14 protein-coding genes are annotated in these 22,022 nt (G+C 70.3%); 11 read left to right on the forward strand and 3 right to left on the reverse strand.

What is annotated here, in order from left to right:
* The first annotated feature begins 38 nt into the window (after positions 1 to 38).
* Positions 39 to 4,874 (forward strand): NAD-glutamate dehydrogenase, encoded by a 4,836-nt coding sequence (locus AC1D2E_RS03495; RefSeq protein WP_478196112.1) that lies wholly within the window; start codon positions 39 to 41, stop codon positions 4,872 to 4,874.
* 28 nt (positions 4,875 to 4,902) lie between these two features.
* Here AC1D2E_RS03495 and AC1D2E_RS03500 read toward each other — a convergent pair whose 3' ends face one another.
* Positions 4,903 to 6,096 carry a M20 family metallopeptidase gene (locus tag AC1D2E_RS03500; RefSeq protein WP_478196113.1) on the reverse strand — a complete coding sequence of 398 codons (1,194 nt, stop codon included), beginning with the start codon at positions 6,094 to 6,096 and terminating at the stop codon, positions 4,903 to 4,905.
* Between the two features lie 158 nt (positions 6,097 to 6,254).
* On the opposite strand from AC1D2E_RS03500, the gene AC1D2E_RS03505 reads away from it, so the two are divergent.
* The gene (locus AC1D2E_RS03505) at positions 6,255 to 6,959 is read left to right on the forward strand and encodes a Crp/Fnr family transcriptional regulator (protein ID WP_478196114.1); all 705 of its coding nucleotides are present in this window, start codon (positions 6,255 to 6,257) and stop codon (positions 6,957 to 6,959) included.
* A 172-nt stretch (positions 6,960 to 7,131) separates the two neighbouring features.
* Here the strand turns inward: AC1D2E_RS03505 and AC1D2E_RS03510 are convergent, their stop codons facing one another.
* Together AC1D2E_RS03510 and AC1D2E_RS03515 are read right to left on the reverse strand one after the other, a co-directional pair.
* A complete protein-coding gene (locus tag AC1D2E_RS03510; RefSeq protein WP_478196115.1) occupies positions 7,132 to 7,785 on the reverse strand; it encodes a peroxiredoxin family protein in 654 nt (217 codons plus the stop codon).
* A gap of 23 nt (positions 7,786 to 7,808) precedes the next feature.
* Positions 7,809 to 10,973, reverse strand: coding sequence for an ATP-binding protein (locus tag AC1D2E_RS03515; protein WP_478196116.1), 3,165 nt, complete (start codon positions 10,971 to 10,973; stop codon positions 7,809 to 7,811).
* Between the two features lie 18 nt (positions 10,974 to 10,991).
* Between AC1D2E_RS03515 and AC1D2E_RS03520 the strand changes: the two genes are divergently transcribed.
* The 9 genes from AC1D2E_RS03520 to AC1D2E_RS03560 all read left to right on the forward strand — a co-directional run bounded on the left by AC1D2E_RS03520 (position 10,992) and on the right by AC1D2E_RS03560 (position 22,012).
* Positions 10,992 to 11,255: a hypothetical protein gene (locus tag AC1D2E_RS03520; protein WP_478196117.1), complete on the forward strand. Its 264-nt coding sequence runs from the start codon at positions 10,992 to 10,994 to the stop codon at positions 11,253 to 11,255.
* A 166-nt stretch (positions 11,256 to 11,421) separates the two neighbouring features.
* Positions 11,422 to 14,103: a helix-turn-helix transcriptional regulator gene (locus AC1D2E_RS03525; RefSeq protein WP_478196118.1), complete on the forward strand. Its 2,682-nt coding sequence runs from the start codon at positions 11,422 to 11,424 to the stop codon at positions 14,101 to 14,103.
* 179 nt (positions 14,104 to 14,282) lie between these two features.
* Positions 14,283 to 15,206: a TauD/TfdA dioxygenase family protein gene (locus AC1D2E_RS03530; RefSeq protein WP_478196119.1), complete on the forward strand. Its 924-nt coding sequence runs from the start codon at positions 14,283 to 14,285 to the stop codon at positions 15,204 to 15,206.
* A 49-nt stretch (positions 15,207 to 15,255) separates the two neighbouring features.
* On the forward strand, positions 15,256 to 16,314 hold the full coding sequence (locus tag AC1D2E_RS03535; RefSeq protein WP_478196120.1) for a beta-keto acid cleavage family enzyme: 1,059 nt from the start codon (positions 15,256 to 15,258) through the stop codon (positions 16,312 to 16,314).
* Between the two features lie 2 nt (positions 16,315 to 16,316).
* On the forward strand, positions 16,317 to 16,913 hold the full coding sequence (locus AC1D2E_RS03540) for an RBBP9/YdeN family alpha/beta hydrolase (protein ID WP_478196121.1): 597 nt from the start codon (positions 16,317 to 16,319) through the stop codon (positions 16,911 to 16,913).
* Between the two features lie 43 nt (positions 16,914 to 16,956).
* On the forward strand, positions 16,957 to 17,928 hold the full coding sequence (locus AC1D2E_RS03545) for a quinone oxidoreductase family protein (protein ID WP_478176682.1): 972 nt from the start codon (positions 16,957 to 16,959) through the stop codon (positions 17,926 to 17,928).
* 28 nt (positions 17,929 to 17,956) lie between these two features.
* The gene (locus tag AC1D2E_RS03550; RefSeq protein WP_478196122.1) at positions 17,957 to 19,321 is read left to right on the forward strand and encodes an MFS transporter; all 1,365 of its coding nucleotides are present in this window, start codon (positions 17,957 to 17,959) and stop codon (positions 19,319 to 19,321) included.
* 44 nt (positions 19,322 to 19,365) lie between these two features.
* Complete coding sequence (locus tag AC1D2E_RS03555) at positions 19,366 to 20,994, forward strand: 3-(methylthio)propionyl-CoA ligase (protein WP_478196155.1); 1,629 nt, start codon at positions 19,366 to 19,368, stop codon at positions 20,992 to 20,994.
* A gap of 7 nt (positions 20,995 to 21,001) precedes the next feature.
* Complete coding sequence (locus AC1D2E_RS03560) at positions 21,002 to 22,012, forward strand: YeiH family protein (RefSeq protein ID WP_478196123.1); 1,011 nt, start codon at positions 21,002 to 21,004, stop codon at positions 22,010 to 22,012.
* Positions 22,013 to 22,022 lie beyond the last annotated feature (10 nt).

Raw genomic sequence — 22,022 nt, forward strand, 5'->3', positions numbered from 1 at the left:
TGAAACCAGCCCGATCGAAGGTCGGCAAGGAGACAAGCATGGAGATCGATGCAACCGAGACCGGGCGCAGGGTCGAACGCGTGGACGAGGTGATCCAACTTATCCGCACCAAGGTCGCGGGCGATCCTGCGGAGTTGCTCTCTGCCTTCGCCCGGCAGTACTTCGGCCAGGTCGACCGTGAAGACCTTGACGAACGCCAGGTGGCGGACCTCTATGGCGCTGCGCTGTCGCATTGGAACTTCGCGCGCAAGCGCGAACCGGGGCGCGCGCGGCTGCGCGTGTACAACCCGACGATCGCGGAGCACGGCTGGCAGTCGACCCACACCCTGATCGAGATCGTCAACGACGACATGCCTTTCCTCGTCGACTCGGTGACGATGGAAGTCAACCGCCATGGACTCACCCTGCACCTGATCATCCATCCGCTCGTGGCCGTGAAGCGTGATGGCGAAGGCATCCTTCAGGGCCTGGCCGCGGATCCTGCGCCGCCCGACGCCTGCCGCGAGTCCTTCATCCACGTCGAGGTGGACCGCGTGGCGGACGCGAGCCGCCTCGAGGCACTGGCTGCCGACCTGACGCGCGTGCTCGGCGATGTGCGGCTGGCGGTGGCCGACTGGGAGAAGATGCAGCAGCGCGTGCTGGCCATCGCGCAGGGCCTCGACGAACGGCCGCCGCCGATCCCGCCGCAGGAACTCGCCGAGGGACTGGCCTTCCTGCGATGGCTGGCCGACGACCACTTCACCTTCCTGGGTCACCGCAGCCACGAACTGGAAACGGTCGAGGGCGAAGACGCGCTGCGGATCGTGCCGGATTCGAGCCTGGGTATCCTGCGTGAGCCGGTCAAGGACGTGACGGCCGCCTTCGCCGCGCTGCCGCCGGAGGTGCGCGCCCACGCACGGCGGCCGGAACTGCTGGTGGTCACCAAGTCGACCTCTCGCTCCACCGTGCACCGGCCCGGCTACCTGGACTACATCGGCGTCAAGCGCTTCGATGCCGATGGCCTGGTCTGCGGCGAGGACCGTTTCCTCGGCCTCTTCACCTCCACGGCCTACAGCGCCAACCCGAGCGAGATTCCGCTGCTGCGGCGAAAAGTGGCCGACGTGGTCGGGCGCGCCGGTTTGGCGAGCGGCAGCCACTCGGGCAAGGCGCTCGACAACATCCTCGAGACCTATCCGCGCGACGAGCTGTTCCAGACCCACGCCGACGACCTGCTGCACACGGCCATGGGCATCCTCCACCTGGGCGAGCGCCAGCGCTTTCGCCTGTTCGTGCGGCGCGACCAGTTCGAGCGCTTCCTCGCCTGCATGATCTACGCGCCGCGCGAGACCTACACGACCGATCTGCGCCACAAGTGGCAATCGATTCTCATGGACGCCTTCAACGGCACCAGTTCCGAGTTCAACGTTCAACTCTCGGAGTCGGTGCTGGCACGCATCCAGTTCGTCGTGCGCACCAAGCCCGGCAGCATCCCGCCCTTCGATGTGCGCGAACTGGAGCAGCGCCTGGCCGCCGCGGCCCGGCGCTGGGACGACGACTTGAAGTCGGCATTGACCGAGGCGACCGGCGAAGCGCGCGGCAGCGAACTGCTGCGCCGGTTCGGTGGTGCATTCCCGGTCGGCTACCGCGACGAGTTCGCGGCGCGGGCCGCGGTGCACGACATCGAACTGATGGAGCGGTTGACCGACGCGCAGCCGCTCGGCATGAATCTTTACCGGCCGCTCGAGGCACCGCCCGGCACCTTGCGTTTCAAGGTGCTGCGGCGCGGCGGGCCGCTCGTCCTGTCGGCCAGCCTGCCGATGCTCGAACACTTGGGGATGAAGGTGCTCGACGAGCACCCGCACCGGCTGGCGCCTGAGGGCGCGGCGCCGATCTGGGTCCATGACTTCGGGTTGCAGAGCGTGCTCGGCGCTGCCGACGCCGACACCGAGGTCGACGCGCTGCGGCCGGTGTTCGAGGAGGCCTTCGCCGCCGTTTCTTCCGGCGCGGTCGAGAACGACGACTTCAATCGCCTGGTGCTCGTAGCGCGTCTGCCGGCGCACGAGATCGTCGTGTTGCGCGCCTACGCGAAGTACATGCGGCAGATCGGATTCGCGCTGTCGCTGTCGTTCATCGAGGGCACGCTCGCGGCGAACGGGCGAATTGCGCGCGCGCTGGTCGAACTGTTCAAGCTGCGCTTCGATCCCGCGCAGCCGGCCGGCGCGGAAGGTGCTGCCGACGAGAAGGTGCGCGAGATCGAGACCGCGCTCGAGGACGTGGCCAACCTGTCGGAAGACCGGGTGCTGCGGAAATTCCTCGCGCTGATCCTGGCCACCACGCGGACCAACTTCTGGCGCCGGGATGCGGCGGACAAGCGGCGCAGCTTCCTGTCGTTCAAGTTCGATTCGGCGAAGGTGCCCGACCTGCCGGCGCCGAAGCCGATGTTCGAGATCTTCGTCTACTCGACGCGCTTCGAAGGCGTGCATCTGCGCGGTGGCCGCGTGGCGCGCGGCGGACTGCGCTGGTCCGACCGGCTGGAAGACTTTCGCACCGAGGTACTGGGCCTCGTGAAGGCGCAAATGGTCAAGAACACCGTGATCGTGCCGGTGGGCTCGAAGGGCGGCTTCGTGCTCAAGCTCGCACCCCCGCCGAGCGATCGCGATGCCTACCTGCGCGAAGGCGTGGCCTGCTACCAGGACTACCTGCGCGGCCTGCTCGACATCACGGACAACCGCGTCGGCGAGGCGCTCGTGCCGCCGCCCCAGGTCAGGCGCCATGACGGCGACGACCCGTACCTGGTGGTCGCGGCCGACAAGGGAACGGCCACGTTCAGCGACTATGCCAACGGCATCAGCAAGGAATACGGCTTCTGGCTCGGCGACGCGTTCGCCTCCGGCGGCTCGGTGGGCTATGACCACAAGGTCATGGGGATCACGGCGCGCGGCGCCTGGGAATCGGTGAAGCGACATTTCCGCGAGATGGGCATCGACACCCAGACGACCGACTTCACGGTCGCCGGCATCGGCGACATGTCGGGCGACGTGTTCGGCAACGGCATGCTGCTGTCGAGGCACATCCGGCTCGTGGCGGCTTTCGACCACCGTCACATCTTTCTCGATCCGAGCCCCGATGTCCCCAAGAGCTTCGCCGAGCGCGAGCGCCTCTTCAAGCTGCCGCGTTCGTCGTGGGCCGACTACGACGCGGCGCTGATCTCCGAGGGCGGCGGGATCCATCCGCGCAGCGCCAAGTCGATCGCGCTCACGCCCCAGGTGAAGCAAGTGCTGGGCCTCGATGCCGATGCGCTCGCGCCGACCGATCTGGTCAACGCCATCCTCAAGGCCCCGGTCGACCTGATCTACAACGGCGGCATCGGCACCTACGTGAAGGCGTCGAGCGAGAGCCACGCGCAGGTGGGCGACCGCGCCAACGACGCCTTGCGCGTGAACGGCAGGGAGCTGCGCTGCAAGGTCTTCGCCGAAGGAGGCAACCTCGGCTGCACGCAACTGGGCCGGATCGAGTTCGCGCTGGCGGGCGGGCGCATCAACACCGACGCGATCGACAATTCGGCCGGGGTGGACACCTCCGATCACGAGGTCAACATCAAGATCCTGGTCGGCCTGCCCATCGCCGAAGGCGAGCTCACCGAGAAGCAGCGCAACGCGCTGTTGCCGGAGATGACCGACGACGTGGCCGCGCTGGTGCTGCGCGACAACGTCTTCCAGACGCAGGTGCTGTCGGTCACCGGGCGCATCGCGCCGCAGTTGCTCGATGCGCAGACCCGCTTCATGCAGTACCTCGAGAAAGCCGGGCGCCTGAACCGCGCGATCGAGTACCTGCCGTCCGACGAAGAGCTGGCCGAGCGGCGGGCCAAGGGCCAGGGGCTGACCAGCCCCGAGCGCGCCGTCGTGCTCGCCTACAGCAAGATCTGGCTCTACGACGAACTGCTGGCCTCGCCGCTGCCGGACGACCCCTGGGTCGCGACCGCGCTCGAGCGCTATTTTCCGTCGCTGCTCAAGGACAGGTTCGCGGCCTACATGCCCAAGCATCCGCTGCGGCGCGAGATCATCGCCACCCACGTGACCAACAGCATGATCAACCGCGTCGGCAGCACCTTCGTGCACCGCCTGGTCGAGACCACCGGCGCCCGCGCGTTCGAGATCGTGCGCGCCTACCTGATGAGCCGCGAGATCTTCGGCATGGTGCCGCTGTGGCTGGCCATCGAGGCGCTCGACAACCGCGTCGACGACGCGGTGCAGTCGAACCTGCTCATCGACACCAGCCGGCAGCTGGAACGCGGCACCAAGTGGTTCCTGCGCTCGCGGCGCCTGAAGGAAGACATGGCGGCGACCATCGAGCATTTCACGCCGAACGTCGACGCGCTGTCGGCGCGCCTGACCGAACTGCTGGACGCCGATGAGCGCGCCCGCGTCGATGCGGCGGTCGCTCACTACGTGGCCGGCGGCGTGCCGCGCGAACTGGCCGAGCGTGTCGTCACCTTCGATTCCCTGTACGCCACGCTCGACATCGCGGAAATCGCCGGCACTGCCAGGTGGCCGGTCGCCGTGGCCGCGGCGATCTACTTCGAGCTCGCCAACCGGCTCGGCATGCCGTGGCTGCGCGACCGGATCGCGGCATTGCCGGGCGACCAGCATTGGCAGATGCTCGCCAAGGGCGCGATGCTCGACGACCTGTCGGGCCTGCAGCGCGCGATCACCGGCGCGGTGCTTGCGGGGGGCGGCGAGGCCGAAGCGCCGGCCGCGCTGATCGAGACGTGGCAGGCCGGCAATGGCCGGGCGCTCGAGCGTGCCGCGCAACTGATGGGGGAACTGCGTGCCGTGGCAGTGCCGGACGCGGCGATGCTGTCGGTCGCGCTGCGGGAGTTGCGGGCCTTGGCCTAGGACTTGTCGGGCCGGCGCCGGGCCGCCCCTAGCCGCACTGCAATCGATACAGCGCGTCGCGATAGATCCGGTAGACCGGCTCGATGCTGTCGAGCGCGATGCGCTCGTTGGCCGCGTGGATGTTCTCGCCGCGCAGGCCGAAGCCGCACAGCGCCGGCACGCCCAGGCCATGGAGGTAGTTGCCGATGTTCGACGGCCCGGCCACCGTGGTCGGCAGTTCGGCGCCCAGCTCGGCGCGGCTCGCCTCGCGCAAGGCCGCGACCATCGGGTTCGCGTCGGGCACGCGGTAGGCCGGCCAGCCGGCGGCCCATTCGATCTCGGTCGCCGCCGTGCCGGCGCAGGCCGCGTCCTGCCGATCGACCGTGCGCTGCACCAGCTGGCGCGCCTGGGTGTCGGCGAAGCCGGGCGTGAGCCGCAGGTCCACCCGCAGTTCGCAGCGGTCGGGCACCTGGCTGTAGCCGCCGTCCCCGGCCTGGATGCCGGTCAGCGTCAACTGGGGCGCGAGGCCGAATGCCGGGTCGGCCCGGGGCAACGGGACGGCCTCCAGTGCCCGCGCCAGCGCCGTGGCCCGTGTGATGGCATTGAGGCCGCGCCGGCGCGTGGCGCCGGAATGGGCGGCGACGCCGTGCACCGTGAGGCGCGCGCGCAGGAAGCCGCGGCCGCCGGTGACGATCCGCTCCATGCCCGGGTAGCCGATGATGACGCCGTCGGGCCTCGGTTCGGGCCCGCCGGGCGGCGGGTGGTCGAAGAAGGCCCGCGCGCCGCCGAAGCGCCCGGAATGCTCGTCGAGGTCGAACAGCACGCCGATCCGGCCGGCGAAGCGGTCCCGCGCGTGGCTGAAGTCCTGCAGCAGGTGGGCGAACAGGGCCGCGCCGCCCTTGGAGTCGGCGCTGCCGCGCCCGTGGAGCCAGCCGTCCTCGATCCTCGGTTCGGTCGGCGGGCCTTTCCAGGTCGCGGCGTCGCCGAAGCCCGCGGTGTCGAGCGTGGCGTCGAGCACGGTCCATGGGCCGCCCGGCCGGGCGCCGACCACCTCCGCATAGAGGCCGAGCGCCTCGCCATCGGCATCGCACAGCCGGCGGAAGGCCAGGCCGCGGGCGTCGAGCCAGTCTTGCATGCAGTGCATCACCGGTGCGGGTGCATCGATGCCGGCGCGGCTCGGCGTGCGCACCAGCGACTGGAGCAGCGCGACGATCGAGTCGAAGGGAACGGCGGGGCCTGGCATGCGCGGCCAGGGTGTGAGCGCGGATCGCATGGCGGCAAGGTACCACGGTGGGTTCCCGGGGCGTAGCGTGGATGGCCGGGCGGGAAATGCCGCGTTGAGAATCGGCGGGGTGGTCGCACAATCGGGCGCGAGGCGATGGGCCGAGACAAGGAGCATGCATGGCAACTCAGGCACTGTGGGACACCGCGATGGCGAGTCTGGCGTCGTCGATCTCGACGCCGGCCGGCGTCGTCGCCGTGTGCTCGGCAGCGGTGGCCGGGGCGCTGGTGGTGGTCAGCTCGTTCGTGAAGACCATGATCCCGCTGCGCTGCCTGGCGGTGGGAGGCAACCTCGGCTTCCTGCTCTACGGGGCGCTCCATCCATCGCTGATCATGATGCTGCTGCACGGGGCGCTGCTGCCGATCAACGTCTGGCGTACCGCGGAGATGGTTCGGCTCACGCGCCGCGTGACGGCCGCGGCGGCCCAGAACGACCTGTCCGGTGTCTGGCTCAGGCCCTACATGCGCAGCCGGCGGATGAAGGCCGGCCGCGTGCTGTTCCACAAGGGCGACACGGCCCGCCACCTGTACTTCCTGGCCTCCGGCCGGATCGAGTTCGTCGAGATCAGCGAGATGATGGAGGCCGGGCGCCTGTTCGGCGAGATCGCCTTCTTCGCCCCCGACAAGCGTCGCACGCTGACCGCACGCTGCGCGACCGACTGCACCGTGCTGCGCATCGACGAGACCACCTTCAAGCAGCTCTACTTCCAGAATCCGGCTTTCGGCTTCCAGGTCGTCAACCTGGTGACCTCGCGCCTGATCGCCGACCGCCAGCGGCTCGAATCGCTGATGGCGTCGAGCCGGCCGGCGCCTTTGGGAAGCTAGGGCCCAGGCCGGCGCCGGGCCGCCCCAAGGCGGCCTGCTGCCCCCTCGGGGGGCAGCGACCCACACACAGTGGGGCAGCGTGGGGGCCCAGGCCGGCGCCGGGCCGCCCCAAGGCGGCCTGCGGCCCCCTCGGGGGGCAGCGACGACACGAAGTGCGGAGCGTGGGGGCCCGTCAGGCGACGCAGGCGCGCGCCGCGTCGAGGATCATGTCCTCGGAGGGCAGCTTGCCGATGCCGGCCAGCCCCTCGCGGGCGCATTCGATGTCGTGCCAGCGCACGATGCCGTCGCGGTCGATCATGAACAGGGCCTTCAGCTGCGGCCATTGCCGGTCGACGTCGCCCAGGTCGGTGGGCGTGCAGACATAGCCGTCGAGTTTTTCGATGGCCTTGGCGGCCTCCGGGATCGGCAGCGGTTCGGGCAGCTCGCCCGTGGGGTTGACGCGGATTTCCTGCAGTGCCTGCAGCAGGGCGGGCGTTGGCTCGGGCCTGGGTACCCGGTAGGCGCGATGCGTCGACAGGGCAGGGTCGGAGGCCAGCCGCAGCGGGGTCGGCCTGAACTTGAAGTAGAGCCGGGCGTTCTCGGGGTCGGTGGCCACCACCACCAGGCTCTCGATGCCGAGCGACTTCAGCTTGACCTCGAACTTGCCGAGCTGCACCAGCTGGCGCCGGCAGAACGGGCACCAGAGGCCGACCATCAGCGAGAGCAGCAAGGGGCTGCGGCCTCGGTAGTCGGCCAGCGACACCATACCGGGGCCGGCCACCGTCGGGAGTGCGAAGTCGGGGGCGGCCTCGCCGGGTGCCACGGGGGAAATCATCGCGGAGGTCATGTTCGAGGCTCCTTCCGGCAGGTTCAGCAGAGGAACGGAAGCACCATCAAGGCGTCGGGCTCGAGCCCGGCGCGCTCGCAGACAGCCTGTGCCTTGGCCAGGTAGGTTTCGGCCTGCGCGATGCGCCCGGCGTCGAGGTACAACGTCGCCAATCCATCGTAGCAGGGAAAGAGCAGCTGGGGTTCGTCGATCTGCTCGGCCAATTGCAACGCCTCGTTGTAGGAGGCGAAGGCCCGTGCCTGGTCGCCATGGCACTGGTAGATCTGGCCCAGCACGATCAGGGGCACCGCCAGGTGGTCGAGCAGTCCGAGCCGGCGATCGAGGCTGGCGGCAGCGCGCGCGGCCTCGATGCCTTCTTCCTCGCAGCGGTTGGTCAGGGCGCAGTAGGCCACCGCGAGATTGGCGTACAGCCGCGACTGGAAGCCGAGGTCGCCGACCTTGCGCGCGGTCTCGAGACCGCGCAGGCAGGTCTCGATGCTGCGCTGCGGATCGAGCGTCGCATACAGCACCCCGAGGTTGGTGTAGCCGCGGCAGGCCGCCTGCAGCAACTGGTGCGCCTCGGCCTGGGCGACGCTGCTTTCGATCTGCGCCACCGCCTCGGCGGGACGACCCAGGCGCGCCAGCGCGACGCCAAGCGTGTTGCAGGCCTCGGCACGCACGACGGTGGCCTCGCGGCTGCGTTCCGGCGTGTCGGCGGGCAGTTCGGCCAGGGCCCGCTCCGCCAGCGCCAGGGCGGCGGAGCTGTCGCCGGCACGAAACGCGAGCCGGCCCATCTCCTGGAACAGGTGGGCGCGCTCGATCGGGTCGCCTTGCTCGCCCAGCTGCGCCAGGCCGGCGCTGAAGCAGGCGCTGGCGCGCTCGCGCTCGCCGGCCTCCCAATGCAGGCCGCCGGTCTTGCGCAAGGCGCGTGCGGCCCGCACCGGCTCGCGCCGCTGTTCGGCGGCGCGCTGCACGAGTTCGTATTGCGCCAGTGCTTCGGCGCGGCGCCCCTGCAGCCCGTACAGGTCGGCGAGCCGCTCGCGCGCGTCGAGCACCAGGGACTCGACGCCGGAAGCGGCGGCCGGCGTCTGCGCCGGCTCTTCGGCCAGCGTGTGCAGTGCGCGCTCATAGTGGCGGATCGCGTCGTCGTTGGCGTAGACGGCGCGCGCCCGGTCGCCGGCGGCCAACAGGTAGCGGGCGCCGCGTGTCTTGTCGGGCGACAGGCTCCAGTGGTGGCCGAGCGCTTCGAGCTCGGCCAGGCGCAGCGGGCCGCGGCCTTCGCCATCGGTCGGCGCGTCGCGGTCCACCCCGAACGCTTCTTCCAGTGCGCAGCCTGCGCGCCGATGCAGCTCGGTGCGTCGGGTCAGCAGCAGGTTCTGGTAGGCGACTTCGTGCAGCAATGCGTGCGTGAAGCGCCAGCGGGGCTGGCTCGCCGGCTGGGCCCGGATCAGGTCGGCCGCCGCGAGCCGTCCCAGTGCGGCCTCGGTCGCCGGCGGGTCGCTGGCGATGCGCTGCAGCAGGGCGGGATCGAAGTCGGCGCCCAGCACCGCCGCCTCCTGCAGCATCCGGCGGTCTTCGGCGTCCAGCCGGTCGATGCGCGACAGCAGCAGACCGTAGAGCGTCGGCGGCACGTCCACCGCTTCGTGCGTGGCCTCGCAAATCCAGCGCTCGCCCCGGCGCACCAGCAGGCCGCAACCGGCCAGGCTGCGGACGATCTCCTCGACGAACAGGGGATTGCCGCCGGCGCGTGCCGCCACCAGTTCGCGCACCGGGGCCAGGCCGTCGTCGGCCGCGGCGCCCAGCAGGTGGCTCACCAGCGCCCCGGCGTCCCGGTCGCTCAGCGGGCCCAGCTCGACCACCGAATGCTCGGCCCGCGCGGGCCGCAGCGCCCGAGCATCGGGACGTTGCGCGGCCAGCAGCATCAGGGGCCGGTCGGCCAGCTGGTCGATCACCTCGCGCAGCAGGTCGACCGATGCCGCATCGGCCCATTGCATGTCGTCGATCACGATCAACACCGGCTGACGCGCCAGCCGGCGCTCGAGCAGCGCACGGGCCGCCAGTGTGATCTGGCGCTGCAGCTGCTCGGGCTCGATGTCGCGCGGCCGGGCTTCCTCGATGCCGAGCAGGTGGTTCACCACCCGTGCGACCGCGTCGACCTCGTCGGCATCGGCACCGAGGGCCAGCAGGCCCTGGTGCAGCTTGTGGCGGGCCACTTCCAGCGAGTCGTCGGCGTCGACCTGGTAGACCTCGCGGAACAGGGCGCCGAAAGTGCCGTAGGTCGGCTCGCCGTGGGAGGAGCAGGTGGTGCGGCGCACGCCGGTGCCGGCCAGCCGGCCATCGCCTTCGAGGCGAGCGAACAGCTCGGCCAGCAGGCGCGACTTGCCGGCGCCGGCCTCGCCGACCACGCAGACCAGCTGGGCCTGGCCCGCCTGCATGCGGTCGAAGGCGGCCGCCAGGCGCTCGATGGCCTCGCTGCGACCGACCAGCGGCGCCGTCAGCCCGAGTTCGGCGAGGCCGCGCGCGGAGACCGCGTCGGTGCGTGCGCCGCGCAGTGCGTGGACCCGCATCGGCTGCGCCTTGCCGCGCAATGCCAGTTCGCTGGCCGGCTCGAAGTCGAAGCGGTGCCGCACCAGCGACCAGGTGGCCTCCGACACCAGCACCGTGCCCGGCTGCGCGGCCGTGAGCAGCCGCGAGGCCGTGTTGACCGTGTCGCCGGTGACCGCATAGGCCCCACCGGCGCCGCTGCCCAGGCTGCCGGCGACCACCGGGCCGCTGTGGACGCCGATGTGCAGCGTCACGGGACGGCCGAGGCGGGCCGCCCATTGCCGGCTCAGGCGGTCGACGCGCTGCATCATGTCCTGGGCCGCCTCCAGCGCCCGCAGGGGATCGTCCTCGTGCGCGCGCGGGGCGCCGAACACCGCCATGACGGCGTCGCCGACGAACTTCTCCACGAAGCCGTCGCTGTGCGCAATGGCCTGCGCCATGGACTCGAACAGGGCATTCTGGAAGGCGCGCACGGTCTCGGGGTCGAGCTCCTCGGCCAGCGCCGTGAAGCCGGTCAGGTCGGCGAACAGCACCGTGACCTGCCGCCGGTCGGCCGTGGGGTCGGGGTCGGCCGGCCGAGGGGCCTCCAGCCGGCGTCCGCAGCGCTGGCAGAAGGAGGAGGAGGGCAGCACTTCGGCGCCGCAGCCGGCACAGGTCGTGGTCATGGCGAATCCCGAGCCTGGATGCTGCGCCAGTTCGGGCGCGTGCGCCACCCGGAGCGCCCCGGGGCGTTGTCGGTCTTCGCGCGGCTCGGCTTCCCGATCGTCGCCACCGCGATGACCAGCAGCGCGGTGATCTGGTACCTCGGCGTCGAGACCGAGTGGCTTCGCTCGCGCCTGGGCATCGGGCGCCTGCACGCCTTCGGCGTCGCGATCAAGCTGGCCTCGATTGCGTTCCTGCTGGCCTTCGGCATCGCCTTCCTGTTGCTGGGGCCGGCGGCGCAGTGAAGGGCCGAGCTGTGCGTGTGCACGCGGGGCGCTTCGGCCGCCATGGCGAAGCTAGAATCCCCGCAGCTGCACGGCTGCCCCGTGCGTCGAAGCATGGGTGAATCCCCCGATTCGTACCGGGCAGCGCGCCTTCCCGCTTGCGCAGGCTCCGAGAGGAAAACTTGTCGTGACCCGTGGTTCCGTCGACGACGATTTGCTGCTCAAGGTCTCGCCTCCACGGGTACCCCGCCATCTTGTTTCGCGTGCGCGCCTGCTGTCGACCGAGGCCGCGATTCGCGATCTCCCCGCCTTGCTGGTTCAAGCGCCGGCGGGCTTCGGCAAGACGTCCTTGCTGGCGCAGTGGCGGCTCGAGCATCTGTCGCATGGCGCCGTGGTCGCCTGGCTGTCGGCCCAGCCGCAGGACGACCCCCAGCGGCTGGCCCAGGCCCTTGCGCTGTCGGTCCGGCGCAGTGCCGGGCGCTCGACCTTCGGCCACACGCTGCTCGAAGCCGTCGGTCCCGGCGGTCTCGAGGGCATCACGGTGTGGCTGGCCGAGCTGGCCCAGTCGGCGCTGGATGTGGTGCTGGTCGTCGATGAGGCCGATCGCCTGCCGACGGCGTCGCGCGAAGCCCTCGGCTACCTGTTGCGCAATGCGCCGCCCAATCTGCGAGTGATCGTCGCGGCGCGCCCCGATTGCCGGCTGGACATCGACGATCTCATCGCCTACGGGCAATGCGTCGTGATCGGGCCTGCCGCGCTTCGATTCCGGCTCGACGAAACCATGGAACTGGTGCGCGGCCGCCTGGGTGTACGGGTCGACAACGATACCGCCGCCCGCCTGCACGCATTGACCGAAGGCTGGCCGCTGGGCCTTCAGCTGGCCCTGACGGTCATCTCGCGCGGCGTCGATGCGCGCGCCGACGTCGCCCGCATGGCGGTGCTCGACGGCGAGTTGCATGACCATTTCGTCAAACTGCTGCTGGCCAATCTCGATCCCGGCGACAGCGACTTCCTCGTTCGCATCGCCATCCTGGACCACCTGCACCCGGACCTGTGCCGCGCCGTCACGGACTGCGACAACGCCACCGAGCGGCTGGCGCGCCTGAGCCGCGACACGCCGGTCTTCGCTGCCGCCGAGCGCGGCGACTGGCTGCGCATGCACACCCTCGCGCGCGACGTCCTGCGCAAGCAATTCTCGGCCTTGACGCCGGAGCAGCAGGCCCATGCGCATGCGCGCGCGGCGCACTGGCTGGCCGAGCACGGATTGCTCGAATACGCCGCCCGGCACGCCTTGACCGCGGGCGAGCACCAGAAGGCCTATGGGCTGGCCGAGCGCAGCCTCTACGAGTCGATCATGCGGCACGGCCGCCAGGGGGCGGTGCTCGAATGGCTCGCGCAGCTGCCGGCCGACGAGCTGGACCGGCGGCCTCGGCTCCTGCTGGCTGCCGCATGGACGCTGGCCGTGAGCGAGCGCCACGAGGAAGCCGGGCGGCTGGTGGCGCGGATCCTGGCCCAGCCCGGGGTGGGCGAAGAGCTTCGCTGCGAATGCGCGCTGATCCTCGGCGGCGCCGCGCTGTTCGCGGACGATCCGGACCGTTTTGCGGCCCTTCACGATCCATGGGCTCAGGCCGCCCCGCTGCGCGATCCGATGCTGCTGCAGGTGCATGCCAACCGGACGGCGTACCGCGCGCTGCTCGAAGGCGAGCCGGCGCTGGCGCGCCTGCGCGAACAGCAGGCACCGCCCGGTGATTTCGGCCGCGGCGTCGGATACACCCGGCGCTGGGGCGAGTTCATCATCGGGCTCAGCTACCTCTGGGAGGGCCAGGTGCTGCTCGCCGACAGCCTGCTGCGGCCGGCGGTGGCGAGCGCCGAAGCCGACCTGGGGCGGCGCAATCGCTTCAGCTGCATGCTGGCGGCGCTGCTGGCCGCGGCGGCCTGGGAGTGCGATCGCCCCGCCGACTCGATCGCGCTGCTGGCCGATCGGCTCGACATTCTCGAGCACAGCGGCCTGCCGGAGTCGCTGCTGCTCGCCTACCGGACCATGGCCCGGATCGCGGCGGCCGAGGGCGCCGAAAACCGCGCGCTCGAGCTTCTGGGCGCCCTGGACGCGGCCGGCGCGGCCCGCGGGCTGCCGCGCCTGCGCATCGCCAGCCTGGCCGAACAGGTGCGCCTGCACGCCGGACGGTACCGCTCACGCAGCTGCCGCGAGCTCTGCGCGCAGATCGACGCGCTGCTGAGCGGCGACGCATGGCCTCAGGGGCGGCTCTTGCGGCGCAGCGTCGAGATCCTGCAGGACCTCGCCCACGGCTATGCGGCGATCGCCGACAAGAACTGGCGCGGCGCGCTCGAGCCGCTGGCGCGCGCCGACCGACTGGCCCGGGCGCTCAAGCAGGGCCGATTGCACATCGAGATCCTGGGCCTGCACGCCTTCGCCCTGAACCGCTGCGGCGAGCCGTCGCAGGCCCGCTTGCGCGAAGCCGTGGACCTGGCGGATGCCTACGGTCTTCGGCGGGTCTTCGCCGACGCCCATCCGGAGCTCGGGGAGTGGGTGCGCACGGTCGCGGCGGAGGGGCCCCGGCGCGAGCCGCTCGCGCCCGGTTCCGCGCCGAATGCCGGGCCGGCAGCGAAGGAGCCCGAGGCAGCGCGCCCGGCCGCGTCCTACGGCATGGTGCTGACGCCGAAGGAGCGCGAGGTGCTGGAGCTGCTGGCGCGCAACCTGTCGAACAAGGAGATCGGGCGCGCCATGCAGGTCGGCGAGACCACCATCAAGTGGCACGTGAAGAACCTCTTCGCCAAGCTGGATGCCGGGACCCGCAAGCAGGTCGTGGTTCGCGCCCGCATCCTCGGTCTGATCAAGCCGGCGGACTGAGCCGAGGCGGCGCCGCCGGTGCCCCCGCGGGCCCGCGGAAGGGCGCTCCCCTCCTGCAAGGAGGGGGCGCCGAAGGGGCCTTCTGCGTATTCTTTGGGCCTGCGAAGCCGCCGAACCGCGGCCCGCTCCACCCCAACGAGCCCGGCCCCGTCCAGAGGCTCCCCACGGAGACAAATGGCATGAACTCAGTCACCCTTTCGAGCCCGTTGCCGGCCGGACCCGCCGTGGTCCACGCCGCGGCCCTGAGGAGCTCCTTCACGGTCGAGCCGCTGACCTGCACGATCGGCGCCGAACTGCACGGCGTGCACCTTGGCGCGGCGTCGCGCGACGCCGGCCTGATGGCCGAGCTGCGCGCCCTGCTGCTCAAGCACCGGGTGCTGTTCTTTCGCGACCAGGACATCACGCGCGCCGAGCACGTGGCCTTCGCCCGCCACTTCGGCGAGCTGGAAGACCATCCCGTGGCCGGCAGCGACCCCGAGAACCCGGGCCTCGTGCGCATCTACAAGTCGCCCGAGACGCCCAACGACCGCTACGAGAACGCCTTCCACACGGACGCCACCTGGCGCGAGAAGCCGCCCTTCGGCTGCGTGCTGCGCTGCGTCGAATGCCCGCCCGTGGGCGGCGACACCCTCTGGGTCAACATGGTCGAGGCCTACGACCGCCTGCCGCAGGACATCAAGCGCAAGATCGCGAACCTGCGCGCCCGGCACAGCATCGAAGCCAGCTTCGGCGCCGCCATGCCGATCGAGAAGCGCCTGGCGCTCAAGGCCCAGTATCCCGATGCGGAACACCCGGTGGTGCGCACCCATCCGGAAACCGGCGAGAACGTGCTGTTCGTCAACGCCTTCACGACCCACTTCACGAACTACCACACGCCGGAGAACGTGCGCTTCGGCCAGGATGCCAATCCCGGCGCCAGCCTGCTGCTGAACTACCTCGTCAGCCAGGCCGCGATCCCCGAATACCAGGTCCGCTGGCGCTGGAAGAAGAACAGCATGGCCTTCTGGGACAACCGCAGCACTCAGCACTACGCCGTGATGGACTACCCGCCGTGCCACCGCCAGATGGAACGCGCCGGGATCATGGGGGACGCGACGTTCTGACGCCGCCCGCCCGCTCTCGATTCACATCAACCCCACAGAAAGACGAACCATGAATTTCCTCGACGGATCGCTGTTTCCCGAAAACCAGGACAAGCTGGTGATCACCGCCGCGCCCTACGGCCCCGAGTGGGTGCCTGCCGACTTCCCGCAGGACATCCCGGTCACGATGGAAGAACAGGTGCAAAAGGCGGTCGACTGCTACAACGCCGGCGCCTCGGTGCTGCACCTGCATGTGCGCGAACTGGACGGCAAGGGCTCCAAGCGCCTTTCGAAGTTCAACGAGCTGATCGCCGGCGTGCGCAAGGCCGTTCCGGACCTGATCATCCAGGTCGGCGGTTCGATTTCCTTCGCGCCCGAGAACGACGGTGCATCCGCGAAGTGGCTGTCGGACGACACGCGCCACATGCTCGCCGAACTCGACCCGAAGCCGGACCAGGTCACCGTCACCGTCAACACGACGCAGATGAACGTCCTCGAACAGATGGAGATCGACGACATCGCCGGTACCTCGCTGGCCGAGCCGGACAACTTCCGCGCGTACACCGAGATGATCGTGCCCTCCGGTCCCGGCTTCATCGAGGAGCATGTGCGCCGCCTGAGCGCCGCCGGCATCCAGAGCGCGTTCCAGTTCTACAACATCAACAGCTACGAATCGGTGGAGCGCCTGATTCGCCGCGGCGTGTACAAGGGACCGCTGGTGATGAACTGGGTGGCGATCGGCGGCGGCATGGACGCGCCCAACATCTACAACCTGGCCAACTTCCTGCGCGCCATCCCCGACGGCGCCATGCTGACGGTGGAAAGCAGCATGCGCAACGTGCTGCCCATCAACATGATCGGCATGGCCATGGGCCTGCACGTGCGCTGCGGCATCGAGGACAACCTCTGGAACCAGTCGCGCACGGCGAAGATGAGCACCGTGCAGCAGATCGAGCAGCTGGTGCGCATGTCGCGCGAGTTCGGCCGCGAGCCCGCATCGGGCAAGGAAGCCCGCGAGATCCTGAAGATCGGGGTCTTCTACGACACCGTCGAGCAGACCCTGGCCGCCAACGGCTTCGCGCCCAACCCCAAGGGACGCCAGCAAGGCTACCTGCGCAAGGTGGCGTGACGATGGCCGGTGCTTCCTCCTTGCCGACGGTCCTCGTCGTCCCCGGGCTGCGGGACCACGTGGACGCGCACTGGCAGACGCGGCTGGCCGCGAACCTGGAAGCGCGCGGCCGCAAGGTGCGCACCGTGCCGCCGATGGGCCGCGCCGATCTCGATTGCGCGACCCGGGTCGCCGCGATCGAGCACGCGGCGCAGGCCATCGACGGCCCGGTGATCCTGGTGGCGCACAGCGGCGGCTGCGTGATGGTCGCCCACTGGGCACGCCGGACCCGGCGCGCCGTCGACGGYGCGCTGATGGCCACGCCGCCGGACTTCGAGGCAGCGATGCCCGGGGGCTATCCCACGCTGGCGGAACTGCGCGCCGGCGGCTGGCTGCCCGTGCCGCGGCAACGGCTGCCGTTTCCAAGCATCGTCGCCGCCAGCCGCGACGATCCGCTCGGCGCCTTCGACCGGGTCACCCGACTGGCGCGCGACTGGGGCAGCCGCCTGGTCGATCTCGGCGAAGTCGGCCACCTGAACCCGGCTTCCGGATTCGGGCCGTGGCCCGCCGCCGAGCTGTTCATCGACGAACTCGCAGCCTGCGGCTGCACGGCAGGCTGAAGCGCCTGTCGTTCCTGGTTTCAATATTCGAAGGAGACATCCCATGGCACAAGCCATTCGCCTGCACGCAACCGGTGGTCCGGAAGTGCTCCAACTGGAAAGCGTCGAAGTCGGCGAGCCGGGCCCCGGCCAGGCGCGCGTGCGCCACACCTACGTGGCCGTCAACTTCATCGACATCTATTTCCGGACCGGCCGCTATCCCCTGCCGAAGCCCAACGGCCTCGGCTCCGATGCCGTGGGCGTCGTCGAGGCGGTCGGCCCGGGCGTGACCGCCGTCAAGGTCGGTGACCGCGTCGGCTACCTGATCGGGCCGCAGGGCGCCTATTCGGAGGTCCGCATCATGCCGGCCGATGTGCTGATCCCGCTGCCTGCGGGCGTCTCCGACCGCAGCGCATCGACCTTGATGATGAAGGGCATGACGGTGCAGTACCTGTTCCGACAGGTCTTTCCGCTCCACGGCGGCGAGACGATCCTGTACCACGCGGCCGCCGGCGGCGTCGGCCTGATCGCCTGCCAATGGGCGCGTGCGACGGGCGTCACGATGATCGGGACGGTCAGCACCGACGAGAAGGCCGCGCTGGCCAAGGCCAACGGCTGCGCCCACACCATCGTGACCTCGCGCGAGAACATCGCCGAGCGCGTCCGCGAGATCACCGACGGCCAGGGCGTGCCGGTGGTCTACGACTCGGTGGGCAAGGACACGCTGGAGGCCTCGCTCGACAGCCTGCGGCCGCGCGGCGTGCTGGTCAGCAACGGCACGACCTCGGGGCCGGTGGTGATCGATTCGATGACGCTCGCGACCAAGGGTTCGCTCTGGTTCACGCGGCCCGCGATGATGCACTACATCATGCCGCGCTCGCACATGCTCGCCATGGCCGACGAGCTGTTCGGCCACGTGCTGTCCGGCAGCATCGTCAGCGAGCCGAAGCAGGTCTTTGCGCTGGCCGATGCCGCCGAGGCGCATCGCGCGCTCGAGTCGCGCAAGACGGTCGGCGCGACCGTCCTGGTGCCCTGATGCGGCGGCCTTCGGCAGGGAGCACGCAATGAACACCGGTGCGCTTCAAGCGACGCAGGGACGGGACGACGGCTATCTGTTCAGCCGGGGCCAGGCCTGGTTCGCCTTTGCAATGACCGTCGGGCTGATGATGGTCGACTACATCGACCGGCAGGTCATCGTCTCGCTGTTTCCGTACCTCAAGAAGGACTGGGGCTTGTCCGACACGCAGCTCGGCGGCCTGGTCTCGGCGGTGTCGGTGACGGTCGCGCTGGCCGGCATCCCGGTGGCGCTGTTCGCCGATCGCGCCAGCCGCGTCAGGAGCGTGGTGGTCATGGCCCTGGTCTGGAGCCTGGCGTCGATCTCCTGCATGTTCAGCCGCGGCTACGGCCAGTTGCTGGCGGCGCGCTCGCTGGTCGGCCTGGGCGAGGCGGGCTACGGCTCGGTCGGCGCCGCGCTGATCGCCAGCCACTTTCCGGCCCGGCTGCGCGGTGCGCTGCTCGCGGGCTTCTTCGCCTCGGCCTCGGTCGGCTCCGTGCTCGGCGTGCTGCTCGGCGGCATGATCGCGGCGCGCTTCGGCTGGCAGGCCGCGTTCGGCGTCGTCGGCGTGCCGGGCCTGATCCTCGCCTTGCTGTACCTCAAGGTGCGCGACTACCCGACGGTCAAGCTCACGCCCAGGCTCGACCGGGCCACGCGCTCGACGCGAGACGCGGCCGGCGCCATCGTGCGGGCGCTGCTGCGTTCTCGCACCATGCTGTGGCTGTGCCTGGCCGCTCCGGCGCAACTGGTCGTCGTCTCGGCGATCTGGTCCTGGCTGCCCAGCTTTCTGAATCGTGCCCATGGCGTCGCGCCGGAACAGGCGGCCATCAGCGCGGCGCTGGTCGTGCTGTGCGGCGCGCTCGGCAGCGTGGTCTGGGGTGCGGTGGCCGACTTCGCCGGCAAGCGGCGTCCGCGCGCCAAGCTGCACGTCACGGCGCTGCTGTGCGTGGCCTCGATGCTGGTGCTGATGCTGGCCTTCGGTGCCGCGAGCCTGGGGCTCGAGATCAGCGCGCAGACGCAGTTCGCGCTGCTGGCCCTGGGCGGCTTCCTGATGACCTGCACCGTGGGGCCGCTGGCGGCGGCGGTGATCGACGTGATCCATCCCGGCATCCGCGCCACCGGTGCCTCCGTGCTGTCGCTGTTCCAGAACCTGTTCGGCCTCGCCGCCGGCCCGTTCATCGCCGGGCTGCTGTCGGACGCGTGGACCCTCGAACGCGCACTGATGACCGTGCCCTTGTTCAGCCTGCTGGCGGCCGGCGCCCTGCTGGTCGCGGCGCGCAGCTACGAGGCGGACCTCCGGCGGGCCGGAGAAGCCGCAGACGACCCGGCCCGCGCGGCGCCCGCCCAACCCCCCTCGCGCAGGGCCCTGGCCTGAAGCGAAGCCCCCACCCCCCAACCAACGAACCCATGAGAACCTCCATGAATGGATTGATGATGGAGCAGCCGCTGTTGATCTCGACGCTGCTCGTCCACGCCGAACGCCACCACGGCGAACAGGAAATCGTCTCGCGCCGCGTCGAGGGCGACCTCCACCGGACCACCTATCGCGAGCTCGCGCAGCGCTCGCGCCGCCTGGCCAACGCCTTGGCGGCGCACGGCATCGGCGCCGGCGACCGGGTCGCCACGCTGGCCTGGAACGGCTATCGCCACATGGAGCTCTACTACGCCGTCTCCGGGTCGGGCGCCGTGCTGCACACGCTGAACCCCCGCCTGCATCCCGACCAGGTGGTCTGGATCGCCGACCATGCCGAAGACCAGGTGCTGTTCTTCGACCTGAGCTTCCTGCCCCTGGTCGAGGCGATCGCTTCGCGCGTGTCGACGATCAGGGCCTTCGTGGCGATGACCGATCGGGCGCACATGCCGGTGTCGCCGAAGCTGCCCAAGCTGCTGTGCTACGAGGAGCTGGTGGCGCAGCATTCGCCCGACTTCGCCTGGCCCAGCTTCGACGAGCGGCGCGCTTCGTCGCTCTGCTACACCTCGGGCACCACCGGCAATCCCAAGGGCGCGCTCTACAGCCATCGCTCGACGCTGCTGCATACCTATGCCGCGGCACTGCCCGATGCGCTGAACTGCTCGGCCAACGATGTCATCCTGCCCGTCGTCCCGATGTTCCATGTCAATGCATGGGGTCTGCCGTACGTGGCTTGCATGGTCGGTGCGAAGCTCGTGTTCCCAGGCCCGTGGCTCGACGGCAAGTCGCTGCACGAGCTGTTCGAGGCCGAAGGCGTGACCCTGTCGGCGGGCGTGCCCACCGTCTGGCAGGGCCTGCTGACCCACGTGGAGGCGAATGGCCTCTCGTTCAGCACGATGCGCCGCACCGTCATCGGCGGCTCGGCCTGCCCGCCGGCGATGATGCGCGCCTTTCAGGAGCGCTTCGACGTCCAGGTGCTGCATGCCTGGGGCATGACCGAGATGAGCCCGGTGGGCACGGTCTGCACCTTGAAGCCGGGGCAGCGGGCGCTCGACGCCGAGGCTCGCCTGGCCATCCAGTCCAAGCAGGGGCGCACGGTGTTCGGCGTCGACATGAAGATCGTCGGCGAGGACGGCGCGGAACTGCCGCGCGACGGCGTGTCGGCCGGTGAGCTGATGGTGCGCGGTCCGTGGATCATCTCGAACTACTTCAAGGCGCAGGGCGACGGCCCGCTGGTCGGCGGCTGGTTCCCCACCGGCGATGTCTCGACCATCGACGCCGACGGCTTCATGCAGATCACCGACCGCAGCAAGGACGTCATCAAGTCGGGCGGCGAATGGATCGGCTCGATCGACCTCGAGAACATCGCCATGGCCCATCCGGCGGTGGCGTTGGCGGCCTGCATCGCGGCTCGCCATCCGAAGTGGGACGAGCGCCCGCTGCTGGTGGTGACCCGGAAGCCGGGCGAGAGCCTGACGCGCGACGAGCTGATCGCGTTCTACGACGGCAGGATCGCCAAATGGTGGACCCCGGACGACGTCGTCTTCGTCGACAGCATTCCGCTGGGGCCGACCGGCAAGGTGCAGAAGAACAAGCTGCGCGAAGTGTTCCAGGACCACCTTCTGGCCGCGGCCTGAGACGCCCATGACGACGCTCTCCATCCTGGCCTGGCCGGCCCGCGGCCGCACGCTCTTTCCCGGCGTACTCGCCAGCGTCGTGGTGGCGGCCGCCGCGACCTTCCTGTCGCAGCACTACGGCGCGCCCGTCATGTTGTTCGCCTTGATCCTGGGCATGGCGATGAACTTCCTCTCGGCCGACGGGGCCTGCGCGTCCGGCATCCAGTTCACCGCCCGCCAGGTGCTGCGCTGCGGCGTCGCGCTGCTCGGCCTGCGCATCACCGTGGGGCAGATCGCTGCGCTGGGATGGCATCCGGTGCTGCTGGTGGTGGTGTCGGTCGTGGTCACGATCGGCGTGTCGATGCTGGCGGCCAGGATGCTGGGTTTCCAGAGCCTGTTCGGCCTGCTGACCGGCGGCGCCACCGCCATCTGCGGGGCATCGGCCGCGCTGGCGCTGGCGGCGGCCCTGCCCGGCCACCCGGAGAAGGAGCGCGCCACGCTGTTCACGGTGGTCGGGGTGTCGGCGCTGTCGACACTGGCGATGATCGTCTACCCGATGCTCGCCCACGTGCTCGGGCTCGACGCGCGGCTGGCGGGCATGTTCCTCGGCGCCACCATCCACGACGTGGCGCAGGTGGTAGGGGCCGGCTACAGCATGTCGCGAGAGACCGGCGACGTCGCCACGTTCGTCAAGCTGATGCGGGTGGCGATGCTGCTGCCGGTGATCGTGTTCGCGGTGATGTGCACGCGCGCGCGCGGCAAGGGCGCGGGCGGGCCTCGGCCGCCGTTGCTGCCCTGGTTCGCGGTCGCCTTCGCGGCACTGGTTGCCGTCAACAGCACCGGTTGGGTCCCGGAGGCCGTGAGCGCGCTGGGCAGCGATGTCTCGCGCTGGTGCCTGGTGGCATCGATCGCGGCGATCGGCATGAAGACGCAATTGCGCGACCTCGCCGCTGTCGGCTTGAAGCCGGTGGCCTTGATGCTCGGCGAGACCGTGTTTCTCGTCATACTGGTGCTGGCGCTGCTGCGCTGGGCGCCTTGATCCCAGACAC

It is taken from the genome of Variovorax sp. P1_H2 (assembly GCF_056405295.1).

What these genes read in the sequence shown, in the direction of transcription:
- AC1D2E_RS03500 (WP_478196113.1), bottom strand. Translation starts at nt 6,096, where the DNA reads ATGCCAGGCCCCGCCGTTCCCTTCGACTCGATCGTCGCGCTGCTCCAG.
- AC1D2E_RS03545 (WP_478176682.1), top strand. Translation starts at nt 16,957, where the DNA reads ATGGCACAAGCCATTCGCCTGCACGCAACCGGTGGTCCGGAAGTGCTC.
- AC1D2E_RS03515 (WP_478196116.1), bottom strand. Translation starts at nt 10,973, where the DNA reads ATGACCACGACCTGTGCCGGCTGCGGCGCCGAAGTGCTGCCCTCCTCC.
- AC1D2E_RS03535 (WP_478196120.1), top strand. Translation starts at nt 15,256, where the DNA reads ATGAATTTCCTCGACGGATCGCTGTTTCCCGAAAACCAGGACAAGCTG.
- AC1D2E_RS03560 (WP_478196123.1), top strand. Translation starts at nt 21,002, where the DNA reads ATGACGACGCTCTCCATCCTGGCCTGGCCGGCCCGCGGCCGCACGCTC.
- AC1D2E_RS03505 (WP_478196114.1), top strand. Translation starts at nt 6,255, where the DNA reads ATGGCAACTCAGGCACTGTGGGACACCGCGATGGCGAGTCTGGCGTCG.
- AC1D2E_RS03530 (WP_478196119.1), top strand. Translation starts at nt 14,283, where the DNA reads ATGAACTCAGTCACCCTTTCGAGCCCGTTGCCGGCCGGACCCGCCGTG.
- AC1D2E_RS03495 (WP_478196112.1), top strand. Translation starts at nt 39, where the DNA reads ATGGAGATCGATGCAACCGAGACCGGGCGCAGGGTCGAACGCGTGGAC.
- AC1D2E_RS03550 (WP_478196122.1), top strand. Translation starts at nt 17,957, where the DNA reads ATGAACACCGGTGCGCTTCAAGCGACGCAGGGACGGGACGACGGCTAT.
- AC1D2E_RS03555 (WP_478196155.1), top strand. Translation starts at nt 19,366, where the DNA reads ATGAATGGATTGATGATGGAGCAGCCGCTGTTGATCTCGACGCTGCTC.
- AC1D2E_RS03510 (WP_478196115.1), bottom strand. Translation starts at nt 7,785, where the DNA reads ATGACCTCCGCGATGATTTCCCCCGTGGCACCCGGCGAGGCCGCCCCC.
- AC1D2E_RS03520 (WP_478196117.1), top strand. Translation starts at nt 10,992, where the DNA reads ATGCTGCGCCAGTTCGGGCGCGTGCGCCACCCGGAGCGCCCCGGGGCG.